Source organism: Arthrobacter sp. TJ-263 (assembly GCF_058269155.1).
This window is the reverse complement of the sequence record NZ_JBZCNE010000001.1, coordinates 19,980-35,699: the sequence shown is the minus strand read 5'-3', so window position 1 is coordinate 35,699 and position 15,720 is coordinate 19,980. Positions and strand designations below refer to the sequence as shown.

17 protein-coding genes and 1 tRNA gene are annotated in these 15,720 nt (G+C 70.3%); 2 read left to right on the top strand and 16 right to left on the bottom strand.

The window, feature by feature from the left end; genetic code table 11:
- The first annotated feature begins 140 nt into the window (after window positions 1-140).
- A complete protein-coding gene (locus tag AC4D2F_RS00175) occupies window positions 141-965 on the top strand; it encodes a ParA family protein (RefSeq protein ID WP_104164221.1) in 825 nt (274 codons plus the stop codon).
- 55 nt (window positions 966-1,020) lie between these two features.
- Here AC4D2F_RS00175 and AC4D2F_RS00170 read toward each other — a convergent pair whose 3' ends face one another.
- The 5 genes from AC4D2F_RS00170 to gcvH form a co-directional block, all read right to left on the bottom strand.
- On the bottom strand, window positions 1,021-1,608 hold the full coding sequence (locus AC4D2F_RS00170; RefSeq protein ID WP_490909040.1) for a MerR family transcriptional regulator: 588 nt from the start codon (window positions 1,606-1,608) through the stop codon (window positions 1,021-1,023).
- A 224-nt stretch (window positions 1,609-1,832) separates the two neighbouring features.
- Window positions 1,833-2,336 (bottom strand): bifunctional nuclease family protein, encoded by a 504-nt coding sequence (locus AC4D2F_RS00165; protein ID WP_104164217.1) that lies wholly within the window; start codon window positions 2,334-2,336, stop codon window positions 1,833-1,835.
- A 10-nt stretch (window positions 2,337-2,346) separates the two neighbouring features.
- Window positions 2,347-3,096 carry a transcriptional regulator FtsR gene (gene ftsR, locus AC4D2F_RS00160; RefSeq protein ID WP_490909038.1) on the bottom strand — a complete coding sequence of 250 codons (750 nt, stop codon included), beginning with the start codon at window positions 3,094-3,096 and terminating at the stop codon, window positions 2,347-2,349.
- Window positions 3,097-3,104: 8 nt separating this feature from the next.
- Window positions 3,105-3,596: an FHA domain-containing protein gene (locus AC4D2F_RS00155; protein WP_104164214.1), complete on the bottom strand. Its 492-nt coding sequence runs from the start codon at window positions 3,594-3,596 to the stop codon at window positions 3,105-3,107.
- A 74-nt stretch (window positions 3,597-3,670) separates the two neighbouring features.
- A complete protein-coding gene (gene gcvH, locus AC4D2F_RS00150; RefSeq protein WP_490909037.1) occupies window positions 3,671-4,057 on the bottom strand; it encodes a glycine cleavage system protein GcvH in 387 nt (128 codons plus the stop codon).
- Window positions 4,058-4,294: 237 nt separating this feature from the next.
- Between gcvH and AC4D2F_RS00145 the strand changes: the two genes are divergently transcribed.
- Window positions 4,295-4,825, top strand: a complete 531-nt coding sequence (locus AC4D2F_RS00145) for a flavodoxin family protein (protein WP_490909036.1) — start codon at window positions 4,295-4,297, stop codon at window positions 4,823-4,825.
- Between the two features lie 21 nt (window positions 4,826-4,846).
- Here the strand turns inward: AC4D2F_RS00145 and AC4D2F_RS00140 are convergent, their stop codons facing one another.
- From AC4D2F_RS00140 to AC4D2F_RS00090, 11 genes are all read right to left on the bottom strand, one after another.
- A complete protein-coding gene (locus tag AC4D2F_RS00140; protein ID WP_490910549.1) occupies window positions 4,847-4,990 on the bottom strand; it encodes a hypothetical protein in 144 nt (47 codons plus the stop codon).
- A 347-nt stretch (window positions 4,991-5,337) separates the two neighbouring features.
- Window positions 5,338-6,309 carry a hypothetical protein gene (locus tag AC4D2F_RS00135; RefSeq protein WP_490909035.1) on the bottom strand — a complete coding sequence of 324 codons (972 nt, stop codon included), beginning with the start codon at window positions 6,307-6,309 and terminating at the stop codon, window positions 5,338-5,340.
- Window positions 6,310-6,431: 122 nt separating this feature from the next.
- Window positions 6,432-6,508 (bottom strand) — tRNA-Pro (locus AC4D2F_RS00130).
- A 78-nt stretch (window positions 6,509-6,586) separates the two neighbouring features.
- The gene (gene der, locus AC4D2F_RS00125) at window positions 6,587-8,137 is read right to left on the bottom strand and encodes a ribosome biogenesis GTPase Der (protein ID WP_104164206.1); all 1,551 of its coding nucleotides are present in this window, start codon (window positions 8,135-8,137) and stop codon (window positions 6,587-6,589) included.
- 91 nt (window positions 8,138-8,228) lie between these two features.
- Complete coding sequence (gene cmk, locus AC4D2F_RS00120) at window positions 8,229-8,981, bottom strand: (d)CMP kinase (RefSeq protein ID WP_490909034.1); 753 nt, start codon at window positions 8,979-8,981, stop codon at window positions 8,229-8,231.
- Window positions 8,981-10,105 carry a prephenate dehydrogenase gene (locus tag AC4D2F_RS00115; protein WP_490909033.1) on the bottom strand — a complete coding sequence of 375 codons (1,125 nt, stop codon included), beginning with the start codon at window positions 10,103-10,105 and terminating at the stop codon, window positions 8,981-8,983. The genes cmk and AC4D2F_RS00115 overlap by 1 nt, the downstream gene beginning before the upstream one ends.
- Window positions 10,106-10,108: 3 nt before the next feature.
- Window positions 10,109-11,431 carry a pseudouridine synthase gene (locus AC4D2F_RS00110; RefSeq protein ID WP_490909032.1) on the bottom strand — a complete coding sequence of 441 codons (1,323 nt, stop codon included), beginning with the start codon at window positions 11,429-11,431 and terminating at the stop codon, window positions 10,109-10,111.
- Between the two features lie 27 nt (window positions 11,432-11,458).
- Window positions 11,459-12,094 carry an SMC-Scp complex subunit ScpB gene (gene scpB, locus AC4D2F_RS00105; RefSeq protein WP_490909030.1) on the bottom strand — a complete coding sequence of 212 codons (636 nt, stop codon included), beginning with the start codon at window positions 12,092-12,094 and terminating at the stop codon, window positions 11,459-11,461.
- Window positions 12,091-12,945 carry a segregation and condensation protein A gene (locus AC4D2F_RS00100; RefSeq protein WP_490909029.1) on the bottom strand — a complete coding sequence of 285 codons (855 nt, stop codon included), beginning with the start codon at window positions 12,943-12,945 and terminating at the stop codon, window positions 12,091-12,093. Before AC4D2F_RS00100 ends, scpB begins: the two co-directional genes overlap by 4 nt.
- A gap of 39 nt (window positions 12,946-12,984) precedes the next feature.
- Complete coding sequence (locus tag AC4D2F_RS00095; RefSeq protein ID WP_490909028.1) at window positions 12,985-13,872, bottom strand: ParA family protein; 888 nt, start codon at window positions 13,870-13,872, stop codon at window positions 12,985-12,987.
- Between the two features lie 277 nt (window positions 13,873-14,149).
- Window positions 14,150-15,547, bottom strand: a complete 1,398-nt coding sequence (locus AC4D2F_RS00090; RefSeq protein ID WP_490910492.1) for a cation:dicarboxylate symporter family transporter — start codon at window positions 15,545-15,547, stop codon at window positions 14,150-14,152.
- Window positions 15,548-15,720: the final 173 nt, after the last annotated feature.

Genomic DNA, 15,720 nt, shown 5'->3' with positions numbered 1-15,720 from the left:
CGCCGGCCCATGGCGGTGCCGCTATGTGGACGGGCGACCCCCACGGGTCCGGGCGGAAGGCCGCGCCACTCTATGATGGACTGGGATCACAAGGACATCGGGCCGCCTGTCGCGGTCAGGGATAGGTATGGGTTCGACACGTGCAGGTAGTGAGTATCAGCAGCCTCAAAGGCGGCGTGGGCAAGACGTCGATGACCCTGGGGCTGGCTTCGGCCGCACTGGCGGCCGGCATCCCGACGCTCGTCGTCGATCTCGATCCGCACGCCGATGCGACCACCGGACTGGGCGTCAGACCGTCGGGGCAGACCGACATCGGGCGCCTGCTGAAGAACGCGCGGCGCGGCGACCTCGGCGCCCACACCGTCCCCAGTGGCTGGGTGGCGACCGCCGCGCAGCAGCCGGGCGCCCGGGCGTCCACGCTCGACGTCGCGATGGGGTCGGCCCATTCGGGCATCTACGACCGGCCGGACCTCGGACGCCGCGACCAGCGGCGCCTGTCCTCCCTCCTGTCCCGGGTCGAGGGCTACAGCCTCGTCCTGATCGACTGCCCGCCGTCGCTGAACGGGCTCACGCGCATGGCGTGGACCGCTAGCAACAAGGTGCTCCTCGTCGCCGAACCGGGCCTGTTCTCCGTGGCGGGTACGGAGCGCACGATGCGCGCCCTCGAGCTGTTCCGCCGCGAATTCGCGCCGAACCTGACGACCGCCGGCATCCTCGCGAACCGGGTCCGCGAGTCGTCCCACGAGCACGCGTTCCGCCTCGGCGAGATGCGGCAGATGTTCGGCGACCTGGTCCTGAGCCCCACCATGCCGGAGCAGGCCAACTGGCAGCAGATCCAGGGTGCCGCCCACGCCGTGCACCACTGGCCCGGCGAGTCCGCACAGCAGGCGGCGGGCTACTTCGACGACTTGCTCACGAACGTCGTGGACCCGGACAGGATGCGCAGCCGGACCGCTCGGAGGTAGGTGCTCGGCAGGGTGCCTCAGCGCAACGGCGCCGGGGGCGACGGCGCCGGGGGCGTCAGCTGATCCTGCGGGTGGCGCGGCGCTTGCTGAGTTCGTCGCCCGGGAAGTCCTGGTCCACCGCGTGCTCGCTGGGCAGGGCCGCGAGGCTTCCCTCGACCTCGCGCCAGACGCGGCCGACGGCGATCCCGAAGACTCCCTGTCCGCCCTGCACGAGGTCGATGACCTCGTCCGCGGAGGTGCATTCGTAGACGCTCGCGCCATCGCTCATGAGGGTGATCTGGGCGAGGTCCTCGACCCCGCGCTCGCGGAGGTGCTCGACGGCGGTCCGGATCTGCTGGAGCGACACCCCGGTGTCCAGCAGGCGCTTGACCACCTTGAGGACGAGGATGTCACGGAAGCCGTACAGACGCTGGGTGCCGGAGCCGGATGCACCGCGGACCGCCGGTTCGACGAGCCCGGTCCGCGCCCAGTAGTCCAGCTGGCGGTAGGTGATGCCGGCCGCCTTGCAGGCGGTGGGGCCGCGATAGCCCGCGTCCTCGTCGAGGACGGGGAGGTCTTCCGTGAACAGCAGGCCCTGGGCGCTCGCTGGGACACCGGTGCCTGATGGGCTGGCTGCCTTGCCGGCGTCACCCTTCGGACTCACGTGCTGCCTCCTCGTCGGGTTCCCCGGGACACCTGCTGATCAGGCGGAACCCCGGCATGTGCACTCAACTGTGCCCCGGGTCCACCACGCACGCAATGGGAACTGTATTCTTCGACGTTAGATCGCGGAAGGGGCAAGGTCAAAGACGATGCGCCTCAAGAATCACCGTGTCGTCGGCGGCCCGCGGAACGCCGCCGGAGCAGCCGGTTCCGCGGTCCGGGAACTCACCGTTCGAAGTCCTCGGGCTCCACGTCCGCGAGGAACTCCCGGAACTGGAGGACCTCCTTCTCGGCCGTCTCCTCCGTCCCGCCGTCCCCCGGCTCCTCGGCGTCCGCCTCGGCGATCTCGACGCCGGCCACGGCCAGCACCTCGTCCGCGCAGAAGATGGGGCAGGGCACGCGCAGCGCGATGGCCAGGGCGTCCGACGCCCGCGAACCGACCGTCACCCCGTCATCGAAGACGAGCTCCGCGTGGTAGACGGTGTCCTGCACCGAGGTGATGCGCACTTCGGTGATCTGCTTCCCCACGGCGGTGACGACGTCGACGAGCAGGTCGTGCGTCATTGGCCGCGGCGGGACGATCCCCTGCTGCACGAAGGCGATGGCGCTGGCCTCGGGGGCACCGATCCAGATGGGCAGGTGCCGCTCCCCGGCGCTCTCGCGCAGGAGGACCAGCGGCTGGTTGGACGGCAGCTCGATCCGCACGCCGACCACTTCTACTTCGATCACGGGAAGCCGCCTAACTGTCCATCCGGGCGATGTGGCTGTGCACCAGGGCACTGTGGAGGCCGAGGCAGAGTTCGCTGATCTCGCGTGCGGTCTCCGCTGCGCGTGCCTTCGAGGCTACATCCCTGCGCGAGGCCATGGGGGCGACGACGGTCTCGACGAGCCCCAGCTCGCGGTCCGCGGCGGCACGGAAGGGCCGCAGGTGGCGGGGCTCGATGCCGTGGCCCTCGAGCTGCACGCAGGCCTTCGTGATCTTCAGGGCGTGCTCGTCGAAACGGTTGTCGACGGCCGTGATCAGGCCGAAGCTCACGAGGTCGTCGACCAGCCGGCGCGGCGCTCCCGCTTCCGCGGCCAGTGTCTCCGCGGTGAGGCGCCGCGCGTGCCCCTGCAGTTCGCGGGAGAGCTGGTCGGAGACGACGCGCGGCGCGAGGGTCATCCCGCCGGGCAGGGACTCCGGACGCTCACCGCGATCGATGGCGTCGACGTAGTCCTTGATCACCTTGAGGGGCAGGTACTGGTCGCGCTGGAGGGCCAGCACGAACCGGAGGCGCTCGACGTCGTGCGACGCGTATTTCCGGTACCCGGCCCGTGTGCGCTGCGGGGAGATCAGGCCCTTCTCCTCGAGGAACCGGATCTTCGACGCCGTGACCTGGGGGAACTCCTCGGCCAGCTCACGCAGTACCTCGCCGATGTTGCGGACACCGCTGCCGGAGGAACCGGGGACGACGCCGGCCGGATGCCGGGCGGGTTGGGAGACGGGCATGGAGCGGACTACGCCTGCGCTGTCGTGTGTCGGCCGCCCCGGCCCGAAACGGTACGCGCCGCGTAGAAGGTCAGGCGGAACTTGCCGATCTGCACCTCGTTGCCGTTGCGCAGTGCCACACTGTCCACGCGGTCGTTGTTGACGTACGTCCCGTTGAGGCTGCGCGTGTCCACGACCATGAACCCGTTCTCGGTACGGCGGAACTCGGCGTGCTGGCGTGAGACCGTCACGTCGTCGAGGAAGATGTCGGCGTTGGGGTGGCGGCCGGCCTTCGTGACGTCCTCGTCCAGCAGGAACCGTGCACCGGCGTTGGGGCCGGAGTGGGCGATCAGCAGGGCCGAGCCCGCGGGCAGGGCCGCGACGGATGCCTGCTCCTCGCGCGTCAGATGCCGTTCCAGTTCGGTCACCTCGACCTGCGGGGGCAGACCGATGGTCGTTGTCTCAGGAGACGTCATGTTCGGCTCTTCTCCGTTTCCGGCTGGATTCACGTCGGGCACCATGGTCTTTCCTCCACCTACTGCACGGTGGCCCGGCGTGACGCCGACCATACCGTCCCTGCCTTTGCGAGGTGGATCTAGCCTACCTGCTGCGAGTAGTCGGCTGAACTCAGCAGGCCCTGGACCACCCCGGGGTCCGCGACCTTGATCTCGAGCAGCCAGCCTTCACCGTAGGGGTCGGAGTTGATCAGGGAGGGGTCGTCGTCGAGGGCCTCGTTGCGCGCCACGATCTCACCCGTCACCGGGGCGTAGATGTCGCTGACGCTCTTGGTGGACTCGACCTCGCCGATGACGTCCGAGCCGGTCACCCCCGTCCCGGGCTCGGGCATCTGTACGTAGACGACATCCCCCAGGGCGTCCTGCGCGAAGTCGGTGATGCCGACCCGGACCGTGCCGTCGACAGCCGGCTCACTGATCCACTCGTGCTCCGCGGTGTAGTAGAGGCCGTCTGGGATGTTGCTCATGGTTGCCTTTCGGACGCGGGCTGGAGCGGCGGCGGCGCGGGGCGCCGCCCGGTACAAGTACTGGTCGAGTATAGGCACAACGCGCGACACCGTGACGCGCCTCTCATCGTGCCCGGGCGGAGCCTGCAGGCAGGGCATCGGGTCACCCGATCGGTGCTGCGACGGGACGTTGGACCCTTCTGGGGTCCCGGCCGCCGGCGCAGACTGTTCTGCGCAGACCGAGGAAAGGTGCGGGAGATGAACACACTGGTCGTGTACGAATCGATGTTCGGCAGCACCCGGATGATCGCCGAGGCCGTCGCCGACGCCCTCCGGTCCACCGGGGGCGTCGCGGTGTCGACCGCCGCCGAGGCCCCGGTGCAGCTGTCCGGGTACGACCTCGTCGTCATCGGTGCGCCGACCCACGCACACACCCTCCCGCAACCGTCGTCACGGCAGGAGGCAGCCACCTGGGCCGACGACCCGACCCGGGGCCTCATGCTCGAGGCGGATGCCCTGGAGCCCGGCATTCGGGAGTGGCTCGAGCGCATGACCCTGGCAGCTTCGGAGCCGCGCTTCGCGGCGTTCTCGACGCGTGCGGACATCCCGCGCATCTTCGCCGGCGATGCCACGGCCGTGATCCGGCGACAGCTCCACCGCAGGGATCTCGTCCTCGACGCCCACCAGGACTTCCTCGTCGATTCCGGCAGTCATCTCCTCCGGGGAGAACAGCAGCGCGCCCGCGACTGGGCACTGTCGCTCGTCCCGGTGGCGTCCCGCCGGGAGTGATCCGGCGTCGGGCAATGCTGCTCAGCCGGGGCGGTCGGTCGCAGGACGCCCGGTGCGGTGTTCGAACTCCTCCCCCATGCCTCGTGCGAACACGGCTCCGGGGACGCCCGTCGCGTCGAAGTGGACACTGCAGCGCAGGACCCGCGCACCGAGCGGCCCGCGCATGGACTCGAGCGTGCCCTGCTGCCGTGCCGCACCTTCTCGGTGCGGGTCCGGGCGGCGACGAGGCGCAGGCGCTCCACCGGATCGGGCTCGCCGAGCGGCAGGTGCACGAGCATGACACCGACGTGGTTGCCCGATGGTCCCCGACGCTGCAGCGCCACCGGGACGGACACGGGCGCTGCACGATCGCCACCGCCCCCTGCGAGCCCGGCCGGTCCCGTCACGGCGTCCACGAGCCGGAGGTGATGATCGAGATCCGGCGACGAGGAACACGTTGGCCTGCCCGGCGTGGTCCAGGACGAGATTGGCCTCGTCGACCGCAGCCAGCCGCTCCCCGGCCGGGGTCAGGGTCACCGCGTGGACCGGGAGGCCTCCCCGCCACCCGCCTCCAGATGGCGGAGGTACACGAGCAGCGGCACCATGCCGATCACGGCCAGAGCTGCGAACAGGGGGACCGCGGCCATCGACGCGAACGGCGTATCGGGGTCCGCGACCGCACCGAACCACTGGTCGGTGGCCACGCCGATGCCCTCGACCACCAGCAGGACGAGCAGCGCACCGACGATGAGCCGACCGAGCGGGCGAGCCTTCCACAGCCACCACGCGGCGACCATCAGGAGCGGAAGCCAGACGGCCAGATCCTGGACGAAGACGGGGTTGGTCGTCATGCCCGACCCGTCGAGGAATGCGTGCGGGGCATCGCTGAGCATTGCGGGGACGATCGTCCGCAACCAGACCAGCGCGTTGAGGGCTGCGATGACGAACGCGTACGTCGCGATGCCGCGTGCGGGCAGGCGTTCGTCGAAGCGGGCACTGAACTCCCCCAGATCGATCTGCCGCATCAGGGCCGCCGCGGACCAGAGTGCGAGCGACAGCATGGGCACGTAGACGAGGAACAGGCTGTTGAAGGGAGTACCGAACAGGAACAGCACGGCCTGGTAGATGATGTAGGCCACCACCCCCAGCCACACCACGAGGGCCCGGGCGGAGTTCCTCGCCGCGAAGGACATCGAGGCGAAGAGCAGCGGGACGGCGAGGACCATCAGCACGAGTGCCGTTCCGCGAAGGTTTCCCCGCGTCACGGCGGGCCCCTCCAGCACCCCGGGGACGAAGAAGGACGCGGAGGCGGCGAGCAGTGTCGCCGCCCCCAGCGCGGCGGACAGACCGTATGCGGCCCCCGGACGCAACGGAGGGGTGCCCCCCGTGTCGTCCTGGAGGAGACCCGGACCCGGCCGTCGACCCGACGGCGTAGCGATTGTGTGGGCGGAGGCCTCGTCCGGTCGGACTCCTCCGGCGACGGCGGGCGGCTGATCGCTGTTCACCCGTCGATCCTCGCCCGCGCCGCCGGACCCGCCTAGGGCCGAGAGTCCCGTGGAAGAGCCGGGAAACACGAAACGCCCTCCCGAAGGAAGGCGTTCCGTGGCCGATGTCGGAGGACATCATATGGTCGGGATGACAGGATTTGAACCTGCGACCCCTTGACCCCCAGTCAAGTGCGCTACCAAGCTGCGCCACATCCCGAACGGCCCGTCCAGCAGGCCAAACCACTCGGATAACACTACAGCATCCGGCAGCGGAACCGCACACCGGCGGAGGGGGTCAGCGCTTGCGGCTGCGCTTCTCGCGGACGCGCATGCTGACCTCGATGGGCGTGCCCTCGAAGCCGAACGTCTCCCGCAGGCGGCGCGTGATGAAACGGCGGTAGCCGGGGTCCAGGAAGCCCGTGGTGAACAGCACGAACCTCGGCGGGCGGCTCGAGGCCTGGGTGCCGAAGAGGATGCGGGGCTGCTTGCCGCCGCGCACGGGGTGAGGGTGGGCGGCCACGAGTTCCCCGAGGAACGCGTTGAGGCGGCCTGTGGGGATACGGCGGTCCCAGGACTCGAGGGCGACGTCGAGGGCGGGAACGAGGCGGTCCTTGTGCCAGCCGGTGAGCGCCGAGATGTTCACGCGCGGGGCCCAGTCCACGTGGGCCAGGTCCTGGTCGATCTCGCGCTCGAGGTAGCGGCGGCGTTCGTCGTCGAGCAGGTCCCACTTGTTGAAGGCCAGCACGATCGCGCGGCCGGACTCGATGGCCAGGTTCAGGATGCGGATGTCCTGCTCACTGAGCACCTCGTCCACGGCGAGGAGCACGACGGCGACCTCGGCCTTCTCCAGCGCGGACTGGGTGCGCAGGGAGGCGTAGAAGTCGGCGCCCTGCTGCATGTGGACGCGGCGGCGGATGCCCGCGGTGTCGACGAAACGCCAGGTGCGCCCACCGAGCTCGATCATCTCGTCCACGGGGTCCCGCGTGGTCCCGGCGAGCGGGTCGACGACGACGCGGTCGGATCCTGCGAGCTTGTTCAGCAGCGAGGACTTGCCCACGTTGGGCCGACCGATCAGCGCGATGCGGCGGGGCCCGCCCGAGCGTTCGATGCCGCCGTGCTCGGAGAACTCCGGCAGGATCTCGTTGACCTGGTCGAGCATGTCGGCGGTGCCGCGGCCGTGCAGCGCGGACACCGGCCAGGGCTGCCCGAAGCCGAGCCCCCACAGCACGGAGGCGTCGGCCTCGTTCTGGATGTCGTCCACCTTGTTGGCCACGAGGATCACGGGCCTGTTCTTGCGCCGCAGCATGCGCACCACGGCCTCGTCGGTCGCGGTGGCGCCGACGGTGGCGTCGACGACGAACAGGACGGCGTCCGCCATGTCGACGGCGATCTCCGCCTGGTCGGCGACGCGCGCGGCGATGCCCTTGGCGTCCTGCTCCCACCCGCCCGTGTCGACGAGGGTGAAGTTCCGCCCGGACCACTGGGCCGGGTAGGAGACGCGGTCGCGGGTCACGCCGGGCGTGTCCTCGACGACGGCCTCACGGCGTCCCAGGATGCGGTTGACGAGCGTGGACTTGCCGACGTTCGGGCGGCCGACGATGGCGAGCACGGGGTTGAGCCGGCCCTCCGCCTCCTCGTCGAAGTCCTCGTGCCGGCGGTCCAGGAGCGCGGCGTCCTCGTCGTCGAGCTCGTAGTCCTCGAGGCCCGCACGGAGGGAGGCGGCGCGCTGCTCCGCCTCGGCGTCGTCGAGGGTGTCGAGCAGTGCGCCGACCTGGTCCTCGCCGCTCGGCTCGTAGTCCTCGTCGGCTCCGGGGCCCTGCTCGTCCGGCGAAAGGTTCTCGCTCATCTGGTATTCCTTCGGTTGGTGTTCGCCGTCTCCCGACGGCAATCCTGGTGGGCTCGCGCCCGAGGTCTGGCGGTGGTCCGTCGCGGGACGGTCAGTGCGCCACCGTGCGCACGATGCCGAGGACCGCGTCCACGGTCTGTTCGAAGTCGAGGTCCGAGGAGTCGAGGGTGACGACCCCGTCCGCCGCCTGGTGGAAGTCGACGACGGTCGAGTCCCGGGCGTCCCGGTCGGTGACCTGCCGCTTCAGCTGGGCGTCGGTCTGGGTGCCGCCGAGCTGGTCCCCACGGCGACGCAGACGCGCCTCTTCGCTCGCGGTGAGGAGGATGCGCACCTCGGCGTCGGGGGCGACGACGGTGGTGATGTCCCGCCCCTCGGCGACGATGCGGTGGCCTGCACCGGCGATCAGCGCGCGCTGGCGCCGGATCAGCTCGGCCCTGGCCCCCATGGTCGTCGCGACGGCGCTCACCGCCGACGAGACCTCGGGCTTCCGGATGGCGGCCGTGACGTCGTCACCGGCGATGGTCACGGACTCGTGGTCCGGACTGGTGCTGATGAACAGCTCGATGTCCCGCGCCGCCGCCTCGACCGCGGCACCGTTCTCGAGGTCGATCCCCTGCGCGACGCAGTGGAGCGTGACGGCACGGTACATCGCCCCGGTGTCGAGGTACGCGGCGCGGAGCCGCCGTGCCACTTCCCGACTGACGCTCGACTTGCCGGAGCCCGAGGGACCGTCGATCGCGACGACGAGGGACTTCCCGAGCCGGAAACCCGAATACGGACTGGACGGCGCGGACTCGCCCTCCGGCCCGGGCGCGATGGGCGCCTGGACTGCTGAAACCTGCATCACTGCACTACCTTCCAGCCCCGCTGCGTGAGGGACTCCGTCAGTTCTAGTCGCTTGCCGGGGATCACCGAGAGTTCGGCGAGGCCCACTTCACGGCCGGGAGAGTGTTCGAGGCGGAAATCCTCGACATTGATGCCGATGAGGCCGATCTCGGTCAGGAGCTTCGCGATCTGCCCGGGCACGTCGTCGACGAGCACCGTCAGGCGTGCGAAGGAGTTCGGCGGCGTGCCGTGCTTCCCGGGCACGCGTGCCTGGCCCGCGTTCCCCTCGGACATCAGCTGGGCCATGTCGAGGCGTGAGCCGCCGCCCGTCGGATCCTCGAGGGTACTGATCAGGCGGTTCAGGTCCTCACGGACGCCGTACAGGATCTCGACGAGACGGCCGGCGTTGGCGGAGAGGATCTGCACCCACAGGCGGGGGTCGCTCGCCGCGATGCGCGTCACGTCCCGCAACCCGTTGCCCGCGAGCGAGAGCGCCCGGACGGGCGAGTCCTGAAGCCTGCTCGCCACGAGCGAGGACACCACCTGCGGGAGGTGGGAGATGAGCGCCACGGCCTGGTCGTGCTCCTCGACGGTCATCCTCGCCGGCACGGCCCCGAGGTCGACGGCGAGCCGTTCGGCGCACAGGACGGCCTCGGCGGAACTCTCGGCGCCGCAGAGCACCCAGGGCGCACCGGTGAACAGCTCCGCGCGGGCCGCGACGGGCCCGGACGTCTCGCGGCCGGCCATCGGGTGCGTCCCCACGTACCGTGAGAGGTGCGCTGCGGCGTCCGGCGTCGCTTCGAGCTCGCGCAGGATCGCTTCCTTCACGCTGCAGATGTCCAGGACGACGGCGTCGGGGTAGTCCCGGAGCGCGGCCGCCACGACCCGCGCGGTGACGTCGGGAGGAGTCGCGACGACGACGAGTTCCGGGGCCAGCCGCTCCCCCGCGGCCTGCGACTCCGCGAGGAGCCGACCGGCCCCGATGTCCCGGGCGACGGCCTCGGTGGAGGGCGAGCTGTCGGACAGGACGACGTCGAGCCCGCGGGCGCGCAGGCCCAGCCCGATGCTGGCACCCAGCAGGCCGGCCCCGACGACGAGGACCGGTCCGGCGAGGTGCGTGCCCTGCTCCGTGCGGATGGTCATGGTCTAGAGGCCCACCGATGCCAGCAGGTGCCCGACCTCCTGGCGTCCGAGGACGCGGATGCTGCCCTGGCGCTGGTCGCCCACGCGGATGGGGCCGAGCTGGGTGCGGACGAGTCGCTCCACGGGGTGGCCGACCGCGTCGAAGAGCCGGCGGACCACACGGTTGCGGCCCGAGTGCAGGACGACCTCGACGAGGATGTGGCCGGGCGTCGAGTCGACGAGCTTGAAGGAGTCGACCTTCGCGACGCCGTCCTCGAGTTCGATGCCCGCCTTCATCTGCGCTCCGATGCCCTGACCCATCGGGCCCCGGACCTGCACGAGGTAGGTCTTCGGGACCTCGTAGGAGGGGTGGGTGAGGCGGTTGGTGAGTTCGCCGTCGTTCGTGAGCAGGAGCAGGCCCTCGGTCTCGGCGTCCAGGCGGCCTACGTGGAACAGCCGCTCGTTCTTGTTCTTGTTCTTCAGGAAGTCGCTGATGCACGGACGGCCCTCGGGGTCCTCCATGGTGGAGACGACGCCGCGGGGCTTGTTGAAGACGTAGTACTTGAGGTTCTCGTCGAGCTGCAGGCGGATGCCGTCCACGTGGATGGCGACCTGCGCGGCGTCGACACGGACCCCGAGTTCGGTGACGACGGTGCCGTCCACCTCGACGCGGCCGTCGAGGATCATCTCCTCGCAGACACGGCGCGAGGCGACGCCGGCGAGGGCCATGACCTTCTGCAGGCGCACGCCCTCCGGGTTGTGCACGTCGATCTCGTCGGCGGGACGGCCGGAGCGCTTGGGCCTGGCTGCGCGCACCGGTCCGAGGTTCTGCCCGAAACGCTCGCGCCCGAAGGGCTTGGCGCCGGCAGGCTTCTGGCGCGCAGCACTCTTCGGCTCGCCCGGGCGTCCGCCGGTCGCGGCGCCGGGGCGGCCGGGCTTGCTGCCTGCACGCCCTCCTGCCTTCGTCCCGAAGCGGCTCGAGGGGGTGCCTGCGGAGGGTCGGCCCGCGGCAGACCGGGCGCGTCCGTCGGCGGATTCGCGACGATCAGTCGATTCGCGGCGGTCGCCCGCGCCGGAGGGGCGGCCTCCGGAGGAGCGGGTGTCGTCCCTGGAGGGGCGGCCTCCGGAGGAGCGGGTGTCGTCCCTGGAGGGGCGGCCCTCACCCGGACGTCCGCCCCGGTCGGAACGCTCCTGGAAGGGACGGCCCTCACCGGAGCGTCCGCCGCCCTGCGCCGACCCGGTACGGGGGGCGGACTTCCTGGCGCGGGCAGCGTCGGATGGGCGCCCGGTCGACCCGCCGCGGCGCGGCGTATTGCGTCCGGAACCGGATCCTGGCTGCTGTGTCATGTAGAAAGTCCTTCTCGTCGGTCGTGCTCAGTACGTCGTTTCGTCATACTCCCCAAGGCTCTCGAGGCCCGGCAGATGGGGAGCGATCCGGGGCAGTTCGTCGACGCTGCCCAGCCCCAATCTTTCCAGAAACAGGACAGTGGTCCCATAAAGGACGGCACCGGTCTCGGGATCGGTCTCGAGCTCGACAACCAGCCCGCGCTGCAGCAGCGTGCGGACCACGGAATCGACAGTGACGCCCCGGATCGCGGAAACCCGGGCACGGGACACGGGCTGGCGGTACGCGATGACCGCCAGGGTCTCGAGCGCCGCCTGCGACAACCGGGCTGATTGGCCGTCGAGCACGAAGTCTGCAACGACGGACGCGAAGTGCTTCCGCGAGAAGATGCGCCACCCGCCGGCGATGTTCCTGAGTTCGAAACCACGCGGCACGGAGTGTTCGGCGCCCTGGGAGCCTGACCCAGTATAGCCGTCATACTCCCGCTGCAGGTCCACCAGCACCGCGTTCACCTGCCCGGCCGGCCGGTCGAGGGCCGCCGCGACCTGCTCGTCGGTGACGGGCCGGTCCGCGACCATGAGGATCGCTTCCACCGCCGCCCGCAGCCCGCCGGGCAGTTCCTCGACGGGAAGTTCCCGCCCGTCGGGAGCGGCTTCCTCGCTCATGCCGCACCCCTCTCGTCGTCGTCCTCGTCCGCCTCGGCCGTCCACCGCTCGTCCTCGGCGGTCCACCGCACGACGAGCTCGGACAGGGGGGCCGCCTGCTCGAAGGAGACGGCGCCGTCCCGGAACAGGTCGAGCAGGGCGAGGAATCTCGCCACGAGCACCAGCCGGGACGCCGCGTCCTCGGTGAGGTGGCGGAAGGACAGCGCTCCCCGGCCCTGCAGGAGTTCCTGCAGGAGCAGGGCCTGCTCGCCCACGCTGACCGTCGGCGCATGCAGATGCCCGATGCCCACCGCGGCGGGCTGTTCCTCGCGCGGCGCGAGCACCTTTGCGGCGATGGCTGCGAACTCCTCGGGGGAGTGCCGCCAGAGGAGTTCCGGGAGGAGGCGGGTGAAGCGCGGCTCGAGCGGCACGTCGCGCGGGTGGCGGGCGTCCTCCTCCTCGAGGCGGGCCGCGAGGTGCCGGGCCATCTCCTTGAAGGCCCGGTACTGCAGGAGCCGGGCGAACAGCAGGTCCCGCGCCTCCAGGAGCGCGACGTCCTCCGCGTCCTCGACGGCGCCGGCCGGCAGCAGGCGTGCCGCCTTCAGGTCCAGGAGGGTCGCCGCGACCACGAGGAACTCGCTCGCCTCGTCGAGCTTCCACTCCCCCTCGGCGGCCTGGATGCGGCGGATGTGGGCGATGAACTCGTCCGTGACCTGGGCCAGGGCGATCTCGGTGATGTCGAGCTCACGCCGGGAGATGAGATTCAGAAGCAGGTCGAAGGGCCCGCTGAAGTTGGTCAGCTGCACCTCGAAGACCTGGCGGGCTCCGGCCTCCGCCGGCTTCTCGACCGCCGGGGCGACCGCCACGCGCACCACCCTAGCGGGACCGGAAGGATCCGGTGGGGACCTGCACTAGGGTGCTCCGCCCCTGCTGATGAGCTCCTTGGCGAGGCTGCGGTAGGCGTCCGCGCCGGAGTGGTTGGTTGCGTAGGACGTGATGGGCTCCGCCGCCACGGTCGCGTCGGCGAACTTGATGGTGCGCTTGATGACGGTCTCGAAGACCTTGTCGCCGAACGCCTCGACGAGGCGCGCGATGACCTCGCGGCTGTGGAGCGTGCGGGCGTCGTACATGGTGGCTAGCACGCCGTCGATCTGCAGGCGCGGGTTCAGGCGGTCCTGCACCTTCTCGATGGTCTCGACCAGCAGGGCGACGGCGCGCAGCGCGAAGAACTCGCAGATCAGCGGGATGATGACGCCGTGTGCCGCGGTGAGCGCGTTCACGGTGAGGAGCCCCAGCGAGGGCTGGCAGTCGATCAGGATGACGTCGTAGTCGTCCGAGACCTTGCGCAGCGCGCGGTCGAGGACCTGCTCGCGTGCCACCTCGTTGACGAGCTGCACCTCGGCAGCGGAGAGGTCGATGTTGGCGGGCAGCAGGTCGATGTTCTCGATCGCGGTGTGCTGGATGGCGTCCTGGATGGAGACCTTGCGGTCCATGAGGACGTTGTAGACGGTGACGTCGAGCTCGTGCGGGTTCGTGCCCAGGCCGGCGGAGAGCGCCCCCTGCGGATCGAAGTCGACCAGCAGGACCTTGCGGCCCGCTTCGGCCAACGCGGCACCGAGGTTGATGGTGGACGTCGTCTTGCCGACCCCGCCCTTCTGGTTCACCATCGCGATGACCCTCGCAGGGCCGTGCGAATCCAGGACCCTCGGTTCCGGGAACTCCGTCACTGGACGGCCGGTGGGCCCCAGGTCCGTGTCCGCTGCGCTGGGCAGGGTCGCTGAACCCTGGTCGCTACTCACGTATGTCTCCACGCTTCCATCGATGTCGGTGCAGGCCGGCCCGTAATCGCTCGGGGCCGCGTTTCTCTAGGTCAACGGTACAACGCCGAGGGCGGCCGCCGTGAAGATCGACGTCCGGGGGCGACGAGCCTTGATCCTCAACCTGAGGTCGAAGCCTCCCGCGGGGACGGGTTCCCTCCCGGAACGACGACGGCGACGCACCGGGGGTACCCGGTGCATCGCCGTCGGTCCTTCTCGTGCTGTTACTGCGCGGCGGGTGGCTCCCGCCGTCCCTCGGTCAGCGCGCGGTCGGTGCGCTGACCGCGGCGCCGGTCCTGACGGCCGAGGCCTCTTCGATGCCGTCGTCGTCGAAGCGGTGGTCGGTGCTCATGGTCGCCTCGTCGAAGGGCTCGCGGCCCTCGAGGACCTCGTCGACGCGGGCGCGGTCGATCTCCCTGGTCCAGGTGCCGATGAGGACGGTCGCGACGGCATTGCCGGTGAAGTTGGTCAGTGCGCGGGCCTCGGACATGAAGCGGTCGATACCGACGATGAGGCCGACGCCGTCCACCAGGTCGGGACGGTGCGACTGCAGGCCGCCCGCGAGGGTGGCCAGGCCGGCGCCGGTGACGCCCGCCGCGCCCTTGGAGGCGATGATCATGAAGACGAGCAGCGAGATCTGCTCGCCGAGGGCGAGCGGCGTGCCCATGGCTTCGGCGACGAACAGGGAGGCCATCGTGAGGTAGATGGCGGTGCCGTCGAGGTTGAAGGAGTACCCGGTGGGTACGGTGACGCCGACGACGGGCTTGGAGACGCCGAGGTGCTCCATCTTCGCGATCAGGCGGGGCAGGGCCGCCTCGGAGGAGGAGGTGCTGAAGATCAGCAGGTACTCGCGGCCGAGGTACTTCATCAGCTTGAAGATGCTGACGCCGGTGACGAGCCGCAGCAGGCCACCCAGGACGACGACGATGAAGAGGATGCAGGTGACGTAGAACGCGACCATGAGGGTGGCCATGCTGATGATCGCCTGCACCCCGGTCTCGCCCACGACGGCGGCGATGGCGCCGAACGCACCGATCGGCGCCAGCCACATGATCATGACGAGGATGCGGAAGACCAGCGCCTGGATGTGGCCGATGCCCCGGAGGATCGGCTTCCCGGCCGAGCCCATCTTCTGCAGGGCGAAGCCGACGAGCAGGGCGACGAACAGCGTCTGCAGGATGCTGGGGCCGGTCAGCGCGGACAGCAGGGTCGTGGGGATGATGCCGAGCAGGAAGCCGACCGTCCCGCCCTCGCCGCCCTCGGCGGACTCGGGCACCGCGTAGGTCGAGGACGAGATGTCCAGGCCCTCACCGGGCTGGATGAGGTTGCCGACGACGAGCCCGATCGCGAGCGCGAAGGTCGACATGAGCATGAAGTAGCCGAGCGCCAGTCCGCCCACCTTGCCGACGGTCGCGGCCTTGGCGATCGAGCCGACCCCGAGCACGATGGTGCAGAAGATGATCGGGGCGATCATCATCTTGATGAGGTTGATGAATCCGGTGCCGAGGGGCTTGAGGGCCTTCGCGAATTCCGGGGCGACGAGTCCGAGGACCGCGCCGAGGATCACGGCCGCGATGACGGCGATGTACAGGAAGTGGGTCTTGTCCACCCGCTTGCGGGGTTGTACTGGTCCGCTGTCGGACCGCGCTGGCGCCATGGCCATGCTGTTCTCCCTTGGTGTCGGCCGCCCGGCGGCGCCGGCGGGGAAGGTCGTTCTTCGTCCGCGGGGGTCTGGCCAGGAAGCGTAGTGTTGAGTCGTTCCTCCCCATCGTGCCTGCGCGAGTGACCCGGATCACGATTGCGTTCATACTGGTCACGCCTGCGGGACGT